This window comes from Streptomyces sp. NPDC039462 (assembly GCF_055639375.1).
In genome coordinates this window covers 1,592,745-1,611,762 of record NZ_JBVKAO010000001.1, presented here as the reverse complement: position 1 = coordinate 1,611,762, position 19,018 = coordinate 1,592,745, and the positions used below count along the sequence as shown (strand labels likewise).

The following is a 19,018-nucleotide window of genomic DNA, read 5'->3' as shown; positions in this document are numbered from 1 at the left end:
TTGCTCGCGCAGTTCCCCGCGCCCCTGACGGGGCGCGGAGCGCCCCCCTAGGGGCGCGGGGAACTGCGCGAGGACGGACCACTGCCCGCGGTCGGGAACGACGGGAACCAGGGCTGATCCGGCTCCGGCAAGGACCCCACCGCGGCGAGCACCTCCTCCGGAGTGATCCGGAGGAGGCGTTCGTCCGGCTGCGTGCCGTGGGCGTCGCCCGGGCGGGCGGCGTCGTCGGCGTCCGGGTGCCACAGCGCCCGGTGTAGGGGGGACGCGGGTGGGCCCCACAGGCGAGGGGCCACGGGGCCGAAGAGGACGACCGAGGGGGTGCCGAGGGCCGTTGCCAGGTGAGCCAGGCCGGTGTCGCCGACGATGACGCAGCGTGCGTGGGCCACTAGCGCCGTCAGCTGGTCGAAGGGCACATCCGCGGCCCCGCCCAGCACAGCGTCCGCCGGCAGTCCCGCGTGCGCCGCCACGTACCGTGCCGTCATCTCCTCCCCCGCCCCGGCCGTCACCACGACCCGGTGCCCGCGGGCGGCGAGCTCGCGGGCCACGGCGGCGAAGCGCTCCGGGGGCCAGCGGCGGGCGCCGGCGTCGGCGCCCGGGTGGACGACCACCGCGCCGGGTGCCGGTGACGGCGCCGCGGGCGACGGGATCCGTACCTCCGCCGGGTCCGCGTCGATGCCGTACCAGGACAGCAGCCGGCACCACCGGTCCCGCTCGTGCTCGTCGTCCCGCCACGCGGGCCCCTCGATGCCGGGCGTGTCCGGGTGCGCGTACGCCATGAGCCGCCGGGGCCGAAGCCGTTGGAGCAGCAGGTGGCTCGGGGGGCCGTTGCCGTGCAGGTCGACGGCGAGGTCGGGGGCCGGGCCCGGCCACGGCAGGTCGGACGGCACCGCCCGGCCCGGGGCCGACGCGGGCAGCAGCCGGTCCACCAGGCCGGTGGCCAGGGCGGGTCCTGTCAGCCGCTCGGGCGCGGCCAGCACGATCTCGTGGGTCGGCAGCCGCCGTCGCAGGGCGCGCAGCGCCGGTACGACGGTCAGCAGGTCCCCGAGGCCCAGCGCGCGCAGCACCAGCACTCGGGGGCGGTCCGGCACCGGGGATGCGGACAACTGCGGTCGCGTGGTCTCTTCGGTCACGTTCAGGGGCGCCTCTCGGCTGGGGACGCGGCTGCGGCGGCCCTGCGGGCCAGCAGGGTCGTGGAGCGGCCGTCGAGGTACGGCAGGACGACGGCCTGTCCGCCCCACGCGCGAAGAGTGGCGGCCTCGGGCAGGTCCTGGACGGAGTAGTCGCCGCCCTTGACCCACACGTCGGGCCGCAGCCTGCCGAGCAGTTCCTGCGGGGTGTCCTCCTCGAAGACGGCCACGGCGTCGACGCTGCCGAGCGCTTCGAGGACACGGACGCGGTCCGCCTCCTTGTTGAGGGGGCGCCCCGGGCCTTTGCGGCGGGTGAGCGACGCGTCGGAGTTGAGGCAGACGATCAGGCAGTCGCCGATGCGCCGGGCGCTCTCCAGCAGACCGACGTGCCCCGCGTGCAGGAGGTCGAAGCAGCCGCCGGTCGCCACCACCGTGCCGCCGCGCGCCCGCACCTGTTCCGCGAGGGCGAACGCGTCGGTGCGGGGCTCTTCCTCGGCACGGTCGGCGGGTGTCGTCCGCCACAGGGCCGGGTTCGTGGCGCCGCCGGCGGAGACGAAGGCGGCGGCCTCCGCGACGGCCCGCTGCAGGGCCTCTTCCGGGAGTGCCCCGTCGGCGAGGGCGGCGGCCGTGGCGGCGGCGAAGCAGTCACCGGCGCCGCACGGGTCGCCGCTCGCGCGGTAGGGCGCGGGGATGAGCATCGGCGTACCGGAACCGGGCCGGGTGAGGAGGACGCCGCGCTCGCCGAGGGTGACGGCGACTCCGGCGACCTGCCAGCGGTCCGCCAGTTCCAGGCCCCGCCCGGCGTACGCGCGGAGCGTCTCGTCGCCGCCGGGGCACAGGGCGCGGGTCTCCGCGGCGTTCGGGGTGACGAGCCGCGCGCCCGGTACGGGTGTGTCGCCCTTGGGGTGGGGGTCCCACACCAGCGGGGTGCGGGGGGCGACGGCCGCCAGGTGTTCGCGTACGGCGCTCGCGGTGTGCCGGCCGTAGTCCGCGACCAGGACCGCGTGGGCTCCGGCCAGCGCGTCACGTACCGCCGCGTCGGGCTCTCCGGGTGTGCCGCCGCCCCGGTCGAAGCGCACCAGCGGGCGGCCGGACGCGAGGACGCGGGTCTTCACCGGAAGGGTGCCGTTCAGCGGCAGCTCCACCAGCCGCACCCGGCCGCTGAGCTCGCGGCGCACCGCCTCGCTCGCGGGGTCGTCGCCGAGCGCGGTCACCAGGGTCACGGCACGGCCGCCGCGTGCCGCGAGCGCGGCGGCGAGACCCGCGCCGCCGGGGTGGCGCCGGTCGACGGTGACGTCGACGACGGGCGCGGGGGCGTCCGGGGAGAGCCGGGTGGCGACTCCTTCGATGTCCTCGTCGAGCAGCACGTCCCCGACGACGACGAGCGGCTTCGGCGCGGTCACGAGAGGTTCCCGTTGACGGGGACCGCGTTGCGGGGCGTGATGCGTCCCGCGCCGGCCACGACGGGTTCGGAGAGTGCCGCGTCGAAGGCTTCGCACAGCAGGTGGACGGCGACGAGGTGGGCTTCCTGCACGGTCGCCGTGGTGTCGCCGTCGATGTAAAGGACCTCGTCGGCGGCCTCGCCGACCGGGTTCGGGCCGGGGCCGGTGAGCGCCCAGACGCGCAGTCCGGCGGCCCGGCCCGCGACCGCCGCCGTGATCAGGTTGGCGCTGCGGCCGGACGTGGACAGCAGGACGAGGATGTCGCCGGGCCGGCCATGGGCGGAGACCTGGCGGGCGAACACGTGGTCGAAGCCGTAGTCGTTGCCGATGGCGGTCACGCTGGACGTCTCGGCGTGCAGGGAGATGGCGGAGTACGCCGGCCGTTCGTGCCGGTAGCGGCCCACGAGTTCGGCGGTCAGGTGCTGGGCCTGGGCGGCGCTTCCGCCGTTGCCCGCGGCGAGGAGCCGGCTCCCTGCGGGCAGTGCGGCGGCGAGCCTGCCGCCCCAGTCCGCGATGCGGCCGAGGCCGTCCCGGCGCAGCCGGCCGAGCGCTTGCTCCAGTGACCGGCAGTGCAGCTGCGCGGCGTCGAGTGCGGGGGATTCGCTCATGCTGGTCGGGCGTGCGGCGTCGCTGAGGACGCCGGGGGCCCGCACCTCCTTCGGGTGTCGGTGCTGCGCGATCGGCCGGCGGAGGCCGGCGGCGGTCGGGAGCGCCCGCGGTGACCGGCACCGGTCACCGGGCTGTCCGGTGCGTGCCTCACACCGCTCCGACCCCCGTCACGAGGGACTTGGCGTCGAGGACTTCGCAGTAGGCCGCCTCGGTGGCCGCCGCGACCTGGCCCCAGCCGTACCGGCGCAGGACCCGGCGCCGCCCCGCCTCGCCGCTCGCCTCGCGCAGCGCGGGGTCGGCGAGGAGTTCGGCGACGGCGCGGGCCAGGGCCTCGGGGTCCCGGGGCGGCACGAGGCGGCCGGTGGCCGGGTCGGCGACCGTGTCCAGCTGCCCGCCGACGGCGCTGGCGACGACCGGTCTGCCGCATGCCATCGCCTCCAGCGGCACGATGCCGAACGGTTCGTAGTCCGCGGGGCACAGCACGACGTCGGCCGCGCGCAGCAGCGCGGGCACGTCGCCGCTCGGTACGCCGCCGGTGAAGCGGACCCGGTCGGCGACGCCCGCCTCGCGGGCGAGCCCGCGCAGCCTGCGGACCTCGGGGTCGCCGGCGAGCCGGTCGGCGGGCGGGCCGCCGACCACGACGAGCTCGGTCTCGGGCAGCCGGGCCAGTGCGGCGACGGAGACCGCCGCGCCCTTGCGCGGCACGAGGCGGCCCAGCTGGAGCAGCTGGTGCCGCTGGGCGCCGCGTTCGGCGACCGGTCCCCGTGGGGTGAACAGTTCGGTGTCGACGCCGCAGGGCACGATGCCGACCTTGGCGGCGGGGACGCCCATCCTGCCCAGTTCGGCGACCTCGTCGCGGCAGGTGGCGATGATCCTGTCGCAGCCGAGGCCCACCTCCGTCTCCAGCGCGATCCGCCGGGGCGGGCTGGGGTCGGCGAGCTGCTGGTGGCGCCGCTTCACCGTGCCGAGGGCGTGGTACGTGTGCAGCAGGGGCAGGCCGACCTCGCGCGTGGCCCGCAGCGAGGCGAGCCCGGACATCCAGAAGTGCGAGTGCACCACGTCGGGCGGCCGGCCGCGCCAGACCCGTGCCAGGTAGCGGCCGAACTCGCCCATGTGGGGCAGGAGTTCGTCCTTGGGTATCTGCTCGGGCGGGCCCGCGGGCACGTGGTGCACCTGTACGCCGGCGCGCAGCGCGACGCGTTCGGGCAGGTCGGGTGCGTCCCTGCGGGTGTAGACGGTCACCCGGTGGCCGCGGTCGGCGAGCGCGCCGGCGAGGCAGGCCACGTGCACGTTCTGGCCGCCCGCGTCGACGCCGCCGAGGGCGGCGAGCGGACTCGCGTGTTCCGAGACGAGGGCGATCGACAGCACGCCGGGGCCGACGGGTTCGGCGCCGAGGACGCCGGAGTCGAGGGGGCCGAGGGTCGAGGTCATGAGATCGCCTCCGTCAGCACGCGCTCCCAGTCGTCGAGGAAGCGCTTGAGTCCGTACCTTTCGAGAGCGGCCTGGCGGGCGCGTGCGCCGTCCTCGGCCGCGGCCTCCGGTTCGTGCAGGTAGTGCCGGGCGGCCTGCGCCAGGACCTCGGGGCGGGTGGAGAGGGTGCCCGTGCCGCGCGGCACGGCCTCGACCGCCTCCGTGGTGGCGAGCGCCACGACCGGCATGCCCAGGTGCATCGCCTCCAGCAGGGAGAGGCCGAGGGACGTCCAGCGCACCGGGTGCAGATACAGGCGGCGCTCGGCGAGTGCCGCGTGCAGCTCACTCTGCGGGAGGTCGGCGGTGCGGCAGCGGTCCTCGGGGAGGCCCAGGTGCTCGGCCAGGCCCTCGGTCCGCATGCCGAAGACATCGAGAGGGGCCGCTTCGCTCAGGTCGGCGAGGAGGTCCGTGCCGGTGTAGCGGCCGCGGCGCACCGGTTCGTTGACGACCACGGCGGCCCGGGCGAGGCGGCCGGTGTACTGGTGGCCGGGGTCGACGATGCCGTGCTCGATCACCTCGGTGCGGGTGGTGCCGTTGTCCCAGAACAGCCGGTTGAAGTGCGTGACGTGGACGAGCGTGAGGTCGTCGCGGTCTGCGCACGGGTGCCGGGTGTCGGGCACGTCGCCGTCCGGTGTGTTGTGCTCCAGGTACACGGCGGGCACGTCGCGCCCGGGGCGCCGGCCGCCGAGCCAGCGCTCGGCCAGCTCGGGTTCGTGCGGCCGCTGGAAGAGGACGAGGTCCACCTCGGCGTCGCGCAGCTCTTCGGGCGTGACCTCGCGCACCGAGTCGGGCCAGGCGAAGGTACGGGCCCGGCCGAGGCCGTCGGGGCCGCGGTCCGGTGTGACGGGAACGAGGTAGGTGTGGGGCCCCTGCACGAACGAGGTCGTCCAGGAGCCGTGCACGTGCCACAGCAGGATGTTCATACGGTCGCTCCTCGTTCGGTTCCGGGCGTGCGGCCCTTTCCGGCCGGCGGGCGGGTCAGGGCGGCCACCGGGCGTGGACGCGTCCGGCGGTCGCTCGTGCCGTCGGAGTCGGTATCGGTATCGGTTTCGGGGGCAGCAAAGGCATCGGAGGTACCGGCGCCATCCGAACCACCGGCGGTGCCGGCGGTGTCGGAGGTGAGTGCCGCCACGGCGGCGAGCACCTCGGCGTCGCCGACACCGTCGAGGCAGGGGTGGCCGGGCACCGGGCAGGTCCGCGCTCTGCTGGCCGCGCACCGCTCGCGCTGGTCGCCGAGCAGCACGTGGCGTACGCCGTACGGGCCCCAGCGCTCGGCCGGCACCACCGGCGCGAACAGGCTGGCGACGGGGGTGCCCACGGCGGCGGCGAGGTGACCGGGCCCGGTGTTGCCGACCACCGCCGCCCGGGCCGCCGCGAGCACGCCCGCCAGCTGCCGCAGGTCGGTGGCGCCGCCGAGGTCGAGGCCGTGCCGTCCGGCGACCCGCGCGGTCAGTTCCCGCTCTCCCGGCCCGCCGGTGACCACGACCCGGTGCCCTGCGGAGGCAAGGGCCGTCACGGCACGCCGTGCCCGGTCGGGGCTCCAGGCGCGGGCGGGTACGGCGGCCCCCGGGTGGAGCACCACATAGGGTTCGCCGCCGGTGAGGGACGTGGTGTCGGGCGGTGTCGTCACCCGCAGGGCCCCGTCGTCGCCGGGCGGCAGCGCGAAGCCGGCGGCTTCGGCGAGGTCAAGGGCGGCCCTGGCCTCGTGGCGGTGGGGCAGCCGGTGGTGGCGCAGGTCGAGGAGGGCGCCCGGGTAGTCCTCGCTGTCGGCGGCGGTCCAGGTGACCCCGGCGAGCTTGAGGAGCAGCGCGACGGGCAGCGGGCTCTGGTGGTAGGAGACGAGGATCAGGGCCCGGTCGAAACGGCCTGCCGTCACCGTGTTGAGCACCTGGCGGGTCGCCTCGCGGGACACCTGCGGGGGTTCCAGGCCCACCCACGGCGCGTCGTGGACCAGCACGTCGTCCACGCCGGGCAGCAGCTCGCCCGCGCGGACGCCCTGCGGCCCGCAGAGCAGCGCGGTGTACGAGGAGCCGGCCGCCACGGCACGCACGGCGGGCCCGGCGAGCAGCACGTCACCCGCGCTGTCGAGGCGTACGACGAGAGTGCGCGGAAGGGTCGGGGTGCCGGTCATCGTCGCTCCCCCTCCCCCGCGCCCGGGCCCGTCCCGGGCACGCAGACGGTCGCCGCCGCGCGGTCCCTGCCCCTCGGGCCGAGGACGAGGCGGACCGCGGTGATCAGGTCGGGGGCCACGGTGTCGGCCGCCTCGATCTCCTCGGCACGGGTGACGGGGGTGGGGACCAGGACGCCGCGGGCCCCGGCGGCGCGGGCGGCGTCCGTGTCGGCTCCGATGTCGCCGATGACGGTGGTGTGTGCGGCCGGGACGCCGAGCCGCGCGCACGCGGCGAGCACCAGGCCGGGCGCCGGTTTGCGGCAGTCGCAGCCGTCGCCGGGGCCGTGCGGACAGATGGCCCAGACGGCGAACGGGCCGAGGAGGTCCTCCACGCGCCGCCGCACCGCGTCGACCTGGGCGCGGGTCAGCAGACCGCGGGCCACGCCGGACTGGTTGCTCACGACGCCGACCGGGATGCCCGCCGCCCGGACGGCCCGGACGGCGGCGCGCGCGGTCGGCGCGAGCCGTACCAGCGCGGGGTCGCCGTTGTAGGGCACGTCCTCGACGAGGGTGCCGTCGCGGTCGAAGAGGATCGCCGCGGGCAGGTCCGGGTGGCCGCGCGGGGTCGTCACCGCCCCTCGCGGGCCGTCGATCAGCCAGGGGCCTTCGCGGCCGTAAGCGATGGTGTCCGTACGCGGGGTTTCCGGAGGGCGCCGACTCATCGGCGCACCCGTTCCTCGTGGGCCGGCCGGACCGGCGGGGGCGAGCCGTGGCCGGGCGGGGCCGGGTGCGGGCCGAGCTGTTCGACCCGTCGGTGCACGGCCTGGCCGCGCAGCCAGTGCCAGACCGCGGCGGGCGGGATGAGCACGCTGGTCAGGGCCATGGCGGTGACTTCCTCCCTGTTCCGCGGCCCGGGCAGGATCCGGGCGAGGGCGAATTCGGCGGTGCCTGCCAGCCAGGCGGCGGCGCAGACGGTGGCGGCCCCCGGCCTGCGGAGCGCGGCGCAGGCGAGGGTGCCCGCGGCCGCCGCGGTCACGGCGATGTGGCGGTGCAGCCGGCCGCGCGGCGCGGCGGCGCGGGCCCACCAGTCGGGCCCGTGCAGCCGCGTCATCAGTACGTCGTCCGCGTTGCCTGCCTGCACGCGCACGGAGACCCAGCGGTCGGCGGGGCGTACGGGGTGTGCCGTGGTGCGTGTCCCCGCGTCCACCGTCCAGCCCGCGGCGAGCACCCGCAGCGCGAGGTCGGCGTCTTCCCTGAAGGCGCGCCGGAACCGCTCGTCGAAGCCGCCGACCGCCTCCAGCGCCTCGCGGCGGTACGCCATGTCCGCGGTGATCCACCGGGCGGTGGCGAGCCCCGCGGTGTTGCGTTCCCAGTCCGTGGGCCTGCGGTCCTCGGGGAGCGGCACGTCGATGTGGGCGGTGACCGCCGCGTCGCGCGGGGCCGCCGCCGCGAGGTCGAGTGCGAGGTCGTCGCGCCAGGTGGGGCCGGGGACGACGTCGTCGTCGAGGAAGACGATCCACGGCACGCACCCGGCCGCCCGCCACCCCGTGTTGCGGGCCGCGGCGGGCCCTCGGGCCTTGCCCTTCACGACGGTGGTGACGCGGCGCAGGGAGGCCGGGACCTCGACCGGCAGCGGGGTCGCGCCGTCCGCGTCGGGCCGGTCGTCGACGAGGATCACCCGTTCCGGTGCGGGTCCCACGGCATCGGCCAGCGCGCGCAGGGTCACGTCCAGACTCGGCCGGCCGAGGGTCGGGACGACGACGGCGTACGTGCCTTCGGGCGTGTTTCCGTTTCGCTTCCTGTCCGCGGCCATCAGGCACCGCCGCCTTCGGAGCCGCGGAAGAGGTCCTGGCGGCGGATCGCGTACGGGCCGATGGCCAGCAGGTCGACGGGCGATGAGCCGAAGCACTCCAGCGCGTCGCGCGGGTCGTCCACCATGGGCCGGCCCGCCGTGTTGAGGCTGGTGTTGACCACGACCGGCAGCCCGGTGAGCTTCTCGAACTCGCCGAGCATGCGGGCGACCAGGGGCTCCTGCGCCGGGTCCACGGTCTGGATGCGGGCCGTCCCGTCGACGTGGACGACCGCGGGGATCCGGTCCCGCCAGGGCTGTGCCACGTCGTGCACGAAGAGCATGTACGGGCTGGGCATCGGCCCGTCGAAGATCTCCGGGGCGCGGTCGGCGAGGACCATGGGGGCGACGGGCCTGAACTGTTCGCGGCCCTTGACGTCGTTGAGGCGTTCCAGGTTGCCCGCGTGCCCGGGGTGGGCCATGAGCGAGCGATGGCCGAGCGCCCGGGGGCCGTACTCGGACCGGCCCTGGAACCAGGCGACGATCCGGTTCTCCGCCAGCGCCCGCGCGACCGTCGCGGCGATGTCCGCCGGCCGCTCGAAGGTGACGGCGGCGGTCTTCAGCCAGGCGCCGAGTTCGGCGTCCGACCAGTCGCGGCCCAGGTCGGCGCCGGTCATGGGCTCCGTCGTGACGCCCTCGCCCGCGGTGAGGAGCAGCGCGCCGCCCAGTGCCGTGCCCGCGTCGCCGGCCGCGGGCTGCACCCACACCCGGGAGAAGGGGCCTTCGCGGGCGATCCTGGAGTTGGCGACGCAGTTCAGCGCGACGCCGCCGGCGAGGGTGAGCACGCGGTGGTGCGTCTTGCCGTGCAGCCAGCGCGCCAGGTCGAGCAGGGTCTCTTCGAGGACGGCCTGCGCGCTGGCGGCCACGTCCGCGTGGTCCTGGGTCCACGGTTCGTCCGCGCCGCGCGGCGGGCACAGCTCGTGCCACGGCACGGCGGTCGCGCGGAACCCTCCGTCGCCCGTCGGATACACGTGCCGGCGCAGCTCGGGGAGCATGCGCGGGGTGCCGTGGGAGGCGAGGGCCATCACCTTGAACTCGTCGGAGGAGCGCAGGAATCCGAGGTGCTCGGTGAGCTCTTCGTAGACAAGGCCGAGGGAGTGCGGCAGGTCCTGGGCGTACAGCGGTTCCAGCTTGTCGCGGACGCGTCGTGCGGCGAGGTGCGAGGCCCGCTCGCCGCGGCCGTCGAGCACCAGGACCGAGGAGTCCTCCGCGTCCGGCGCGGCGAAGGCGCTCGACGCGGCGTGGGCCATGTGGTGCGGGACGAAGCGGACGATGCCGGGATCGAGGCCGGGCAGTGCGGCCTTGAGGAAGTTCGGGGCCTCGCGGGCGTAGGTCTGGCGCAGGTGGTCCCAGGGGTCGTCGAGGCCCATGGACTCGGCGGGCCTGGCGAGTTCGGGGTCGTAGGAGTAGGCGACCGCGTCGAGGTCCTCGGGCCGTAGACCGGCCCTGCTCAGGCACCAGGCGGCGGCCTGTTCGGGCAGTTCCCAGGCCGAGAACGGCAGGGGCCGTTTGCCGTGTTTGCGCCGGGAGAACCGCTCCTCCTCGGCGGCGGCGACGGTCCTGCCGTCGATCACGAGGGCGGCGGCGGGGTCGTGGAAGAGGGCGTTGATTCCGAGGACGCGCATGGAGTGTCCGAGATTCTGTCGGCGGTCCTTGGCCCGTGTCCGGTGCCGCGGTCGTGGGTGCGTGGGCGCACGGGCGACGGCGGTACGGGAACATGACCAAGCTGGTCTGGGCAGGCGGGTCTCCCGCGAGGGGCGGCGCCGTGGTCGCGCCGCGCGGCGCTCAGTGGTCCGCTGTGGCGCCGCGAGGGGCGGCGCCGTGGTCGCGCCGCGCGGCGCTCAGTGGTCCGCTGTGGCGCGGAACCAGTCGATGGTGCGCCGCAGACCTTCCTCGGCGGCGACCTCCGGTTCCCAGCCGAGCTTGTCGCGGGCCAGGGTGATGTCCGGGCAGCGCACGGCCGGGTCGTCCGTCGGCCGGTCGATGAAGCGGATCTCCGAGCGGGAGCCGGTGAGTTCGATGACCAGGCGCGCCAGTTCGAGCATCGTGATCTCGGTGGGGTTGCCGATGTTGACCGGGCCGCGCATGCCGTGGGCGGCCGCCGCGAGGATGCCGCGCACAGTGTCGTCGACGTAGCACAGCGAGCGGGTCTGGTTGCCGTCGCCGGTGACGGTGAGCGGCTCGCCGTCGAGCGCCTGCCGGACGAAGGTCGGCACGGCCCGGCCGTCGTGGCCGCGCATCCGGGGGCCGTAGGTGTTGAAGAGGCGCACGATGCCGGTGTCGGTGCCTTCGGCGTCGGCGTGTGCGGTGGTCAGGGCCTCGCCGAACCGCTTCGCCTCGTCGTACACGCTGCGCGGTCCGACCGGGTTGACGTGGCCCCAGTACCGCTCGTCCTGGGGGTTCTGCTCCGGGTCTCCGTAGACCTCCGAGGTCGAGGCGAGCACGAAGCGGGCGTCGGACCTGTGGGCGAGTTCCAGGGCGTGGCGTGTGCCGAGGCTGCCCGTGTCCAGGGTGTGCAGGGGGAGCCGCAGGTAGTCGGCGGGCGACGCCGGGGAGGCGAAGTGGAGGACGAGGTCGACGGGCCGCTCCACGGGGAGTCCCTCGGCGACGTTCGCCTGTATCAGCCGGAAGCCGGGCCGGTCGAGCAGCGGCGTCAGGTTCTCGGGCCGCCCGGTGCTGAAGTCGTCGACGCAGGTCACGGCGGTGCCTGCGGCCAGCAGGGCGGTGCAGAGGTGCGAACCGACGAAGCCTCCGCCGCCGGTGACGACGGCGTGCTCCCACTTTCCTGACAGAGCTGTGGTCATCCAGGACTCCTCCGTACGCGGGACGGCGTACCCGATCCGGTGCCGACCGCCGGTCGCCGGCGGCTTTCGGGGCCGCCGAGTTCCCGATCAGCCTCTGTCAGGTGAGCGCGGACGGCTCGGTGGTGTACGGCATACGGGTGACGCGTGCACGCCGTTCGACCACGCGAAATGCCCGCCCGCGACGCCGGTGGGAGCGTCGCGGGCGGGCATCTGGAACGCGGGGCCCGCCTGCCGTGGTCAGTCGGAGGAGAGGGCTTCGAGGAGCTGTCCCACGGAGGGGTCGGGGAGGCTGCGGGCCACGTCGGCCTGGGCGACGACGCCGACGAGGTCGTGGCCGTCGATCACGGGCAGTCGGCGGACCTTGTGGGACGTCATGGTGCGCATGATCTCGTCGGCGTCGTCGTCCGCGCCGATGGTGACGGCCTCGCCCTGGGCGAGCTCACCGGCCTTGGTGTCCGCCGGGTCCTTGCCCTGGCCGAGGACCTTCACGACGATGTCGCGGTCCGTCAGCATGCCCTTGAGCCGGTTGTCGGTGCCGCAGATGGGCAGCGCCCCGACGCCGAGCTCGGTCATCTTCCGGGCGGCGAGCAGCACGCTTTCTTCGGCGCCGATGCACTCCGCGCCGCCGGTCATGATGTCTCTGGCGGTGGTCATGTCACTCCGTGGGTCGGTCCGCTGGGGCAGCCCTATGGGTTCCCGGGAGCGGCACGGGGTGTATCGCCGCCGTACGGGTCTTTCTGCCGAGTCAGCCGAGGCCGCCGCTGCCGAAGCTGCCGCTGTTGCCCTTCCTGTGGTCGTCCGGGTCCTGGGAGGGGCTGGGGTGCGTACCGGGCTTGCCGTATCCGCCGTTGAGCTCGTGCGGCAGGAGACGCCCGCCGTCGTGCGGCATCTCGTCCGCCTCGCGGTACTCCCGCTCCTCCCGCACCGGTCCGTCGTACGGCCGCTTCGGCTGCTCTTCGGGGGCCGGCGTACGCGTCTCACGCGCTTGGGCACGCCGGCCCCAGAAGAATGCGGCCAGGAGCACGCCGGCCACGACGATGCCGGCGACCCACATCAGCAGGGCCACGGTGTGCGGGACAGCCAGTTCCATTGGTTCCATATAGGGGATGTACCCGCCTGGCCCGAAAAATAGCTTAAATCGCCCTTTTCGCGGACTCTGTCCAGGTTTATCCCCCGCTGCCCCTCCGCGCCTGCTACTCCACGGGTGTGGCCGTACGCATGCGGTGGGCGAGGCGGGCCCTGCGCGTGGCGACGTCGACCGTGTACGCCTCGACGGCCATCGCCCGCTCGGACACCTTCAGCACCATGAAGCCGTGCTCGGAGAAGTTCTGCCAGGTCGACGGATGGTTGAAATGGGCCTTTCCGTCGCCGGCCTTTCCGGCGGCGCCGCAGACGATCTGCCGGGTGCCGCCGGTGCGTGCGGTGGGCTCCAGGATCTGCAGCGTGTGGTCGTGCCCGGACAGGATCAGGTCGGCGCGCCCGCACACCACCTCCTCGTACAGCTCCTTGAGGTGGATGCCGCTGGTGTAGTGGCCGATCACGAAACCGTCGTACGAACCGGCGCTGCCGTGCTTGCCGTTGTTCAGGTACGGGTGGTGGCCGAGCACGATCTTCCAGCGTGCCCGCGACGCCTTGAGCGCGCCGTCCAGCCACTCGCGCTGCGCGCGCATGTAGGGGCCGTTCCACCGGTAGTGCGGGTCGAGCTGAGCGACGTACGACGAGACGGGGTTGGTGTCGAGGGCGAAGAACTCCACCACCGGGTCGCTGCCGGCCGTGGCGGGCAGCGCGACGTTGTAGTAGCGGCTCGGCATGTACCAGCGGGGCGATCGTCGGGCGTAGGCGACCTCCCGGTCGCCGCGGGACGGGTCGCCGCCGCTGCCCGGTATCAGGCCGGAGCAGTCGTGGTTGCCGAGGACCATCAGCCACGGCATGTCCACCCCGGAGTTGGGGTCCTCGAACTTGGTGCGGAACTCCGAGTCGTCGGCGGACTCGGGGCCGTTCTCGTAGATGTTGTCGCCGAGGCCGACCGCGAGGCCGATGCCTTCGGCGCGGCACACCTCGCGGGCGGCGGCGGCCACCGCGTGCTGGCCCTCCTCGCCGGTGCCGGCGTCACCGGTGAGGAGCACCGCGTACTCCCCCGACCTGTTCGGGGCGGTGGGGAAGGGGAACTTGCCGGTGCGGGAGGCCGCCGCCGCGGGGGTCTGCGCCCCGCCCGGCAGCACGGTCAGCGCGGCCGCGCCCGCCACCACACCGCCCAGCACGGTCCTGCGGCGCGGCGCCCGCATCTCCCTGACCCGCTCCCCCACCGGCCCCTCGACGAGGGCCGGATCGGCCCGCAGCCACTGGTCCTCCGTCAGATCCGCGCCCGGTGGTATCAACTCGTCGTCGCACATGGAGGGTTTCTCTCACGGGAGCGCGTGCGGTTGGTGGGGAACCAATGAACTCCTGGTGGACGAATGGACACGGGCTCGTGGCCCGCGACGCGGCGGCCCGACCCCGGGCCGCCGCCACGACTGACCCGGCACTCAGGCCGCCGTCACGACCTCCGGCGGGTCCACCGGCTCGGTGCCCTTGGCGAACTGCGTCCGGTACAGCTCCGCGTACCGCCCGTCCAGGGCCAGCAGCTCGTCGTGCGTGCCGCGTTCGACGATCCGGCCCGCCTCGACTACGAGGATCTGGTCGGCGGAGCGGACCGTGGACAGCCGGTGCGCGATCACCACGGCGGTACGGCCTTCGAGCGCCTCGGCCAGCGCCTCCTGCACGGCGGCCTCGGAGGTGTTGTCCAGGTGGGCCGTCGCCTCGTCGAGGATGACGACGCGCTGCCCGGCGAGGAGCAGCCGCGCGATGGTCATGCGCTGCCGCTCACCGCCGGAGAGGCGGTATCCGCGCTCGCCGACCACGGTGTCCAGGCCGTCGGGCAGCGAGCGTACGAGGTCTTCGAGGCGGGCTCGCCGCAGCACGTCCCACAGCTCGTCCTCGCTCGCGCCGGGCCGCGCGAGGAGCAGGTTGTCGCGGACGGACTCGTGGAAGAGGTGGCCGTCCTGCGTCACCATGCCGAGGGTGGCCCGCATCGATTCGGCGGACAGGTCCCGCACGTCGACGCCGCCGATCCGGACGGCGCCCTCGTCGGCGTCGTACAGGCGCGGCAGCAGCTGCGCGATGGTCGACTTGCCCGCTCCGGAGGAGCCGACGAGCGCGATGGTCTGGCCGGGCTCGGCGCGGAAGGACAGTCCGTGCAGGACTTCGTCGCCGCCACGGGTGTCGAGCGAGGCGACCTCCTCGAGGGAGGCGAGGGAGACCTTGTCGGCGGACGGGTAGCCGAACCGGACGTTGTCGACCTCGATGGCCACGGGCCCGTCGGGCACCGGCACCGGCTCGGCCTTCTCCTCGATGAGCGGCTTCAGGTCGAGCACCTCGAAGACCCGCTCGAAGCTGACGAGCGCGCTCATCACCTCGACGCGCGCCCCGGCCAGCGAGGTCAGCGGCGCGTAGAGCCGGGTGAGCAGCAGGGCCAGCGCGACGACGTCGCCCGCGGCCAGCGTCCCTTCCAGCGCGAAGTACCCGCCGAGGCCGTAGACGAGCGCCAGCGCGAGGGCCGACACCAGGGTGAGCGCGGTGATGAACGCGGACTGCGCCATGGCGGTCCGTACGCCGATGTCCCGCACCCTGCGGGCCCGCGCGGCGAACTCGGCGGACTCGTCGGCGGGCCGGCCGAAGAGCTTGATGAGGGTGGCGCCGGGCGCCGAGAAGCGCTCGGTCATGCGGGTGCCCATCGCGGCGTTGTGGTGCGCCGCCTCGCGCTGGAGTCTGGCCATGCGGGAGCCCATGCGGCGCGCGGGCACGACGAAGACGGGCAGCAGCACCAGCGCGAGGAGGGTGATCTGCCAGGAGAGTGTCAGCATGACGACGAGGGTCAGCAGCAGCGTGACGATGTTCCCGACAACGCCGGACAGGGTGTTGCTGAACGCCCGCTGCGCGCCGACCACGTCGTTGTTGAGGCGGCTGACCAGCGCGCCCGTGCGGGTGCGGGTGAAGAAGGCGACGGGCATCCGCTGCACGTGGTCGAAGACGGCGGTCCGCAGATCGAGGATGAGCCCTTCGCCGAGGTTCGCCGACAGCCAGCGGCTCAGCAGTCCGAGGCCGGCCTCGGCGAGGGCGATCACGGCGATGAGCACGGCGTACCGCACGACGGTCGAGGAGTCGGAGCCCTTGACGATGGCCGTGACAACATGCCCCGCGAGGACGGGAGTTGCCACGGCGAGCAGTGCGGTGAGGACGCTCAGCAGAACGAACTGCCAGATGCGTCGGCGGTGGGGACGGGCGAAGGCGCCGATGCGGCGCAGCGTGGCCCGGGCGAAGGGGCGGCGGTCCTGCTGCGCGGTCATGACGCTGTACATCTGCGTCCACGCGGTCGTTTCCATGCTCATACCGGAAGGTTAGAACCTCAACTAAACTTGAGGTCAAGCCTCGACCGCCGCTTTCACCTAGCCGAGTTCGAGCGAGGTGACGCCGAAGACGCGCTGTTCCGCGTACTCCCTGATCGGTCCCGTGTACATGCGGGCGGTGTCGAAGGTGGGTTTCATGCCGCGCGCCTCGGCGAGCGCCACCGCCTCCGGGTTGGTCTCGGGCACGTCCATCGCGACGGGCGCGCCGTCCGTCTCCGCGGCCAGCGCGTCCAGGAGCGCCTCGGCGTCGGCGCGGGTGTCGGCGAACAGCGGGCCCACGCGCAGGGCGTCGCGGCCGGGCCGGAGCACTCCGTACCCGGTCAGTCTGCCGTCGACGATGCGGGCGAGGGCGCGGTGGCCGGGGGCGGCGAGCCAGGACTCCAGGAAGCGCGGCCGGTCGGCGGGCAGGCATGCGCTGTCGTACGGCAGGAGCGCCCGCAGGCCCGCGGCCTCGACGGGGCGCACGTGCCGGTCGGGCGCGTCGACGGCCGGCAGCGGGCCGAGGTAGCGCAGCGTGCCGTGCCGCCACTCGAAGCCGGAGCGGCGGTAGTTGTCCTGCTGGGCGGGGACGCCGTCCAGGCCGACGGTCCTGCCCCCGGCGTGCGCGAGCCCCGCCCGCCAGGTGGCGAGCCCGAGGCCGCGGCCGCGCCGGTCGGGGCGGACCAGGTAGAAGCCCAGGAAGGCATAGCTGTCGCCGTAGTTGACCACGGAGACCGCGGAGACCGGTTCGCCGTCGAGGCGTCCCAGGAAGAACCCGTCGGGGTCCTGCGCGAAGAACGAGGGGGCGTCGGCGAGGCCGGGGTTCCAGCCCTCGTCCGCCGCCCAGCCCGTCACCACGCGCCAGTCGTCGGGCGTCGCCCGTGAGACCGCGAGCCGCCCGGGGGCCGAATCCGTCATCGCTGCACCCTTCTCGATCCGACACGGCGGGCCGTGGAGGACCGCACCGGATGCATCCTGCCCGACTCGGTGTCAGCCGATGCCCGCCACGTGCCGGTCGCGTGCGGCGCCGAGCCCGGCCACGACCTGGGGCACCAGCAGGACGAGCAGGAGGACGAGCGGCACGGTCCAGCTGTGCGAGACGTCGTGGACGGCGCCGAGGAGGGTCGGCCCGGTGGCGGCGAGGATGTACCCGAAACACTGCGACATGCTGGAGAGTTGTGCCGCGTGCCGGGCGTCGGGCGCCCGCTGCACGATGAAGAGCAGCGCCAGGCTGATGGCCGCGCCCTGGCCGAGGCCGAGCAGCGTCATCCACAGATAGGCGCCGCCGACCGGCGCGGCGAGCAGTCCGGCGAAGCCGAGCGCGCACAGGACGGCGCCGAGCACGGCGAGAGTGCCGGAGCGCAGCCTGCGGCCGACGATCACAGGCGCCAGGAAGGAGCCCGCGATGCCGAGCAGCGAGGAGAAGGAGAGCATCCAGCCCGCGTCGCCCGCGTCCATCCCCGCATCCTGAAAGACGGTCGGCAGCCAGGCGGCGGCCGCGTAGTAGTTGAGGGACTGCAGACCCATGTACGCGGTGACCTGCCAGGCCAGCGGGGAGCGCCACAGGCCGCGCACGGGATGTGCGGCCTGCCGTGCCGCCGCGGCGCCCACCCGCGTACGCGACCGGATCTGCGGCAGCCACACGAGCAGCGCGATAACCGCGAGGGCGCCCCAACAGGCGAGCGTGGTCCGCCAGTTCATGCCGCTCGCCTGCTGCACGGGCAGCGTCACACCGGCGGCGAGCGCCGCGCCGCCGAACAGCGACATCGAGTACAGGCCGGTCATCAGGCCCGCCCTCGATGGGAAGTCACGCTTGATGAGACCGGGCAGCAGGACGTTGGCGACGGCGATGCCCGCGCCGATGACGACGGTGCCCGCGAAGAGCGCGACGACCGAGTCGAGCATGCGCAGGGCCGTGCCCGCGCAGATGAGCACCATCGTGCCGAGCAGCGACCGCTCCATGCCGAGCCCGCGGCCGAGCCGGGGCGCGACGGGCGCGAGCAGCCCGAAACAGAGCAGCGGCAGCGCGGTGAGCAGGCTGGTCGCGGCGGCCGACATGCCGCTGTCGTCGCGGATGGTGTCGGCGAGCGGGGAGACGGCGACGAGGGCGGGGCGCAGGTTGAGCGCCAGGAGCACGACACCGATGGCCAGGTAGAGGGCGCCGCGTCGGGTCACCGGGGAGGCCGCGGGGCCCGGCGGGGCCACGGTCGCCGTGGTCGTGCCGACGTGCGCGGCCTCCGCGGGCGCCGGTGCCGGCTCATTCATGTGCTGCTCCTGATTCGTCCTTGTCGACCTTGTCGGCCTTGTCGGCCTCGTCTGCCTTGTCGGCACCGAACGCGGTGTCGGGGGTGGCGTCCGGCGCGGGGTCGGCGGCGGGCGGGTGTTCCCGCAGTGCGGCCATGCCCTCGTCGAGGTGGGCGAGCACCGCGGCCTCCGCGGCCTCGGGGTCCCGCGCCTCGATGGCGTCGACGATCGCCTCGTGGCCCGCGAGCTGGTGGCGCACCGAGTCCGGGACGGGTGCGCCGATGACGGACTGCACCGTGGAGCGCAGGGCGTCACTGAGGTGTCCGTACAGCTCGGCGAGGACGCTGTTGTGCGCCGCGTCGGCGACCGTCCGGTGGAAGGCCATGTCCGCGTCGACGAACGCGGCCGTGTTCCCGCTCTCCCACGCCAGGTTGCGCTCGGCGAGAGCGGCCCGCAGCGTCGCGAGGTCCTCGTCCGTGCGGCGCTCCGCCGCGTACCGGGCGGCGTCCCGCTCCAGACTGGCGCGGACCTCGTACGCCTCCAGGACGCCGGCCCTGCGCACCCTGCGCTGCACGGCCGCGCCGAAGTCGCTGCTCGCCCGGACATAGGTGCCGTCGCCCTGCCGGGGCTCCAGCATGCCGGTGTGCACGAGCGCGCGGACCGCCTCCCGGACGGTGTTGCGCCCGACGGCGAGCTGCTCCACGAGCAGCGGCTCGGCCGGGATCTTCTCGCCGACCCGCCACTCGCCGTCGGCGATGAGGCTCTCCATCTGGGCGATGACGAGGTCGACGAGGCTGGTCCGGGCGGCGCTGCGCAACGGCATCGGTCGGCACCTTCTCTTCTCTCGGGCGTGGAGACATGGGAACATCCCATGTTTTCAGCTGTCAAACGAGGCTTTACCTTCCAGCTCTGGTCTAGACCTTGACAGGTTCAGACCAT

General features: G+C 74.5%; 17 protein-coding genes. All 17 read right to left on the bottom strand.

Annotated elements, in window-relative coordinates:
• Positions 1 to 47 precede the first annotated feature (47 nt).
• The 17 genes from ACZ7LU_RS06685 to ACZ7LU_RS06605 all read right to left on the bottom strand — a co-directional run bounded on the left by ACZ7LU_RS06685 (position 48) and on the right by ACZ7LU_RS06605 (position 18,902).
• A complete protein-coding gene (locus tag ACZ7LU_RS06685) occupies positions 48 to 1,130 on the bottom strand; it encodes a glycosyltransferase family 9 protein (protein WP_471915907.1) in 1,083 nt (360 codons plus the stop codon).
• A gap of 2 nt (positions 1,131 to 1,132) precedes the next feature.
• Entirely contained in the window at positions 1,133 to 2,530 is a 1,398-nt protein-coding gene (rfaE2, locus tag ACZ7LU_RS06680) for a D-glycero-beta-D-manno-heptose 1-phosphate adenylyltransferase (protein WP_471915906.1), read from the bottom strand.
• A complete protein-coding gene (locus ACZ7LU_RS06675) occupies positions 2,527 to 3,177 on the bottom strand; it encodes a D-sedoheptulose-7-phosphate isomerase (RefSeq protein ID WP_471915905.1) in 651 nt (216 codons plus the stop codon). The genes rfaE2 and ACZ7LU_RS06675 overlap by 4 nt, the downstream gene beginning before the upstream one ends.
• 148 nt (positions 3,178 to 3,325) lie before the next feature.
• Complete coding sequence (locus tag ACZ7LU_RS06670; protein ID WP_471915904.1) at positions 3,326 to 4,609, bottom strand: glycosyltransferase; 1,284 nt, start codon at positions 4,607 to 4,609, stop codon at positions 3,326 to 3,328.
• A complete protein-coding gene (locus tag ACZ7LU_RS06665; RefSeq protein ID WP_468084001.1) occupies positions 4,606 to 5,571 on the bottom strand; it encodes a glycosyltransferase in 966 nt (321 codons plus the stop codon). Before ACZ7LU_RS06665 ends, ACZ7LU_RS06670 begins: the two co-directional genes overlap by 4 nt.
• Positions 5,568 to 6,779, bottom strand: coding sequence for a glycosyltransferase family 9 protein (locus ACZ7LU_RS06660; protein ID WP_471915903.1), 1,212 nt, complete (start codon positions 6,777 to 6,779; stop codon positions 5,568 to 5,570). The genes ACZ7LU_RS06665 and ACZ7LU_RS06660 overlap by 4 nt, the downstream gene beginning before the upstream one ends.
• Positions 6,776 to 7,480: an HAD-IIIA family hydrolase gene (locus tag ACZ7LU_RS06655; RefSeq protein WP_471915902.1), complete on the bottom strand. Its 705-nt coding sequence runs from the start codon at positions 7,478 to 7,480 to the stop codon at positions 6,776 to 6,778. Before ACZ7LU_RS06655 ends, ACZ7LU_RS06660 begins: the two co-directional genes overlap by 4 nt.
• Entirely contained in the window at positions 7,477 to 8,571 is a 1,095-nt protein-coding gene (locus ACZ7LU_RS06650) for a glycosyltransferase family 2 protein (RefSeq protein WP_471915901.1), read from the bottom strand. Before ACZ7LU_RS06650 ends, ACZ7LU_RS06655 begins: the two co-directional genes overlap by 4 nt.
• A complete protein-coding gene (locus tag ACZ7LU_RS06645; protein WP_471915900.1) occupies positions 8,571 to 10,232 on the bottom strand; it encodes a carbamoyltransferase family protein in 1,662 nt (553 codons plus the stop codon). Before ACZ7LU_RS06645 ends, ACZ7LU_RS06650 begins: the two co-directional genes overlap by 1 nt.
• Positions 10,233 to 10,448: 216 nt before the next feature.
• Positions 10,449 to 11,411 (bottom strand): NAD-dependent epimerase/dehydratase family protein, encoded by a 963-nt coding sequence (locus ACZ7LU_RS06640; RefSeq protein WP_468713676.1) that lies wholly within the window; start codon positions 11,409 to 11,411, stop codon positions 10,449 to 10,451.
• 237 nt (positions 11,412 to 11,648) lie between these two features.
• Positions 11,649 to 12,065 carry a CBS domain-containing protein gene (locus ACZ7LU_RS06635; RefSeq protein ID WP_468083993.1) on the bottom strand — a complete coding sequence of 139 codons (417 nt, stop codon included), beginning with the start codon at positions 12,063 to 12,065 and terminating at the stop codon, positions 11,649 to 11,651.
• Between the two features lie 91 nt (positions 12,066 to 12,156).
• Positions 12,157 to 12,510: a DUF6479 family protein gene (locus ACZ7LU_RS06630; protein WP_471915899.1), complete on the bottom strand. Its 354-nt coding sequence runs from the start codon at positions 12,508 to 12,510 to the stop codon at positions 12,157 to 12,159.
• 94 nt (positions 12,511 to 12,604) lie between these two features.
• On the bottom strand, positions 12,605 to 13,804 hold the full coding sequence (locus tag ACZ7LU_RS06625; protein ID WP_471915898.1) for a metallophosphoesterase: 1,200 nt from the start codon (positions 13,802 to 13,804) through the stop codon (positions 12,605 to 12,607).
• Positions 13,805 to 13,936: 132 nt separating this feature from the next.
• The gene (locus ACZ7LU_RS06620; protein WP_471915897.1) at positions 13,937 to 15,838 is read right to left on the bottom strand and encodes an ABC transporter ATP-binding protein; all 1,902 of its coding nucleotides are present in this window, start codon (positions 15,836 to 15,838) and stop codon (positions 13,937 to 13,939) included.
• A gap of 57 nt (positions 15,839 to 15,895) precedes the next feature.
• The gene (locus tag ACZ7LU_RS06615) at positions 15,896 to 16,753 is read right to left on the bottom strand and encodes a GNAT family N-acetyltransferase (protein WP_471915896.1); all 858 of its coding nucleotides are present in this window, start codon (positions 16,751 to 16,753) and stop codon (positions 15,896 to 15,898) included.
• Between the two features lie 72 nt (positions 16,754 to 16,825).
• Positions 16,826 to 18,100, bottom strand: a complete 1,275-nt coding sequence (locus tag ACZ7LU_RS06610) for a CynX/NimT family MFS transporter (RefSeq protein ID WP_471915895.1) — start codon at positions 18,098 to 18,100, stop codon at positions 16,826 to 16,828.
• Positions 18,093 to 18,902 (bottom strand): FadR/GntR family transcriptional regulator, encoded by an 810-nt coding sequence (locus ACZ7LU_RS06605; protein ID WP_471915894.1) that lies wholly within the window; start codon positions 18,900 to 18,902, stop codon positions 18,093 to 18,095. The genes ACZ7LU_RS06610 and ACZ7LU_RS06605 overlap by 8 nt, the downstream gene beginning before the upstream one ends.
• Positions 18,903 to 19,018: the final 116 nt, after the last annotated feature.

Coding starts and splice junctions, on each gene's coding strand:
- ACZ7LU_RS06630 (WP_471915899.1), bottom strand. CDS start 12,510: ATGGAACCAATGGAACTGGCTGTCCCGCACACCGTGGCCCTGCTGATG.
- ACZ7LU_RS06635 (WP_468083993.1), bottom strand. CDS start 12,065: ATGACCACCGCCAGAGACATCATGACCGGCGGCGCGGAGTGCATCGGC.
- ACZ7LU_RS06645 (WP_471915900.1), bottom strand. CDS start 10,232: ATGCGCGTCCTCGGAATCAACGCCCTCTTCCACGACCCCGCCGCCGCC.
- ACZ7LU_RS06675 (WP_471915905.1), bottom strand. CDS start 3,177: ATGAGCGAATCCCCCGCACTCGACGCCGCGCAGCTGCACTGCCGGTCA.
- ACZ7LU_RS06655 (WP_471915902.1), bottom strand. CDS start 7,480: ATGAGTCGGCGCCCTCCGGAAACCCCGCGTACGGACACCATCGCTTAC.
- ACZ7LU_RS06665 (WP_468084001.1), bottom strand. CDS start 5,571: ATGAACATCCTGCTGTGGCACGTGCACGGCTCCTGGACGACCTCGTTC.
- ACZ7LU_RS06640 (WP_468713676.1), bottom strand. CDS start 11,411: ATGACCACAGCTCTGTCAGGAAAGTGGGAGCACGCCGTCGTCACCGGC.
- ACZ7LU_RS06605 (WP_471915894.1), bottom strand. CDS start 18,902: ATGCCGTTGCGCAGCGCCGCCCGGACCAGCCTCGTCGACCTCGTCATC.
- ACZ7LU_RS06610 (WP_471915895.1), bottom strand. CDS start 18,100: ATGAATGAGCCGGCACCGGCGCCCGCGGAGGCCGCGCACGTCGGCACG.
- ACZ7LU_RS06625 (WP_471915898.1), bottom strand. CDS start 13,804: ATGTGCGACGACGAGTTGATACCACCGGGCGCGGATCTGACGGAGGAC.
- ACZ7LU_RS06660 (WP_471915903.1), bottom strand. CDS start 6,779: ATGACCGGCACCCCGACCCTTCCGCGCACTCTCGTCGTACGCCTCGAC.
- ACZ7LU_RS06620 (WP_471915897.1), bottom strand. CDS start 15,838: ATGAGCATGGAAACGACCGCGTGGACGCAGATGTACAGCGTCATGACC.
- ACZ7LU_RS06670 (WP_471915904.1), bottom strand. CDS start 4,609: ATGACCTCGACCCTCGGCCCCCTCGACTCCGGCGTCCTCGGCGCCGAA.
- ACZ7LU_RS06615 (WP_471915896.1), bottom strand. CDS start 16,753: ATGACGGATTCGGCCCCCGGGCGGCTCGCGGTCTCACGGGCGACGCCC.
- ACZ7LU_RS06650 (WP_471915901.1), bottom strand. CDS start 8,571: ATGGCCGCGGACAGGAAGCGAAACGGAAACACGCCCGAAGGCACGTAC.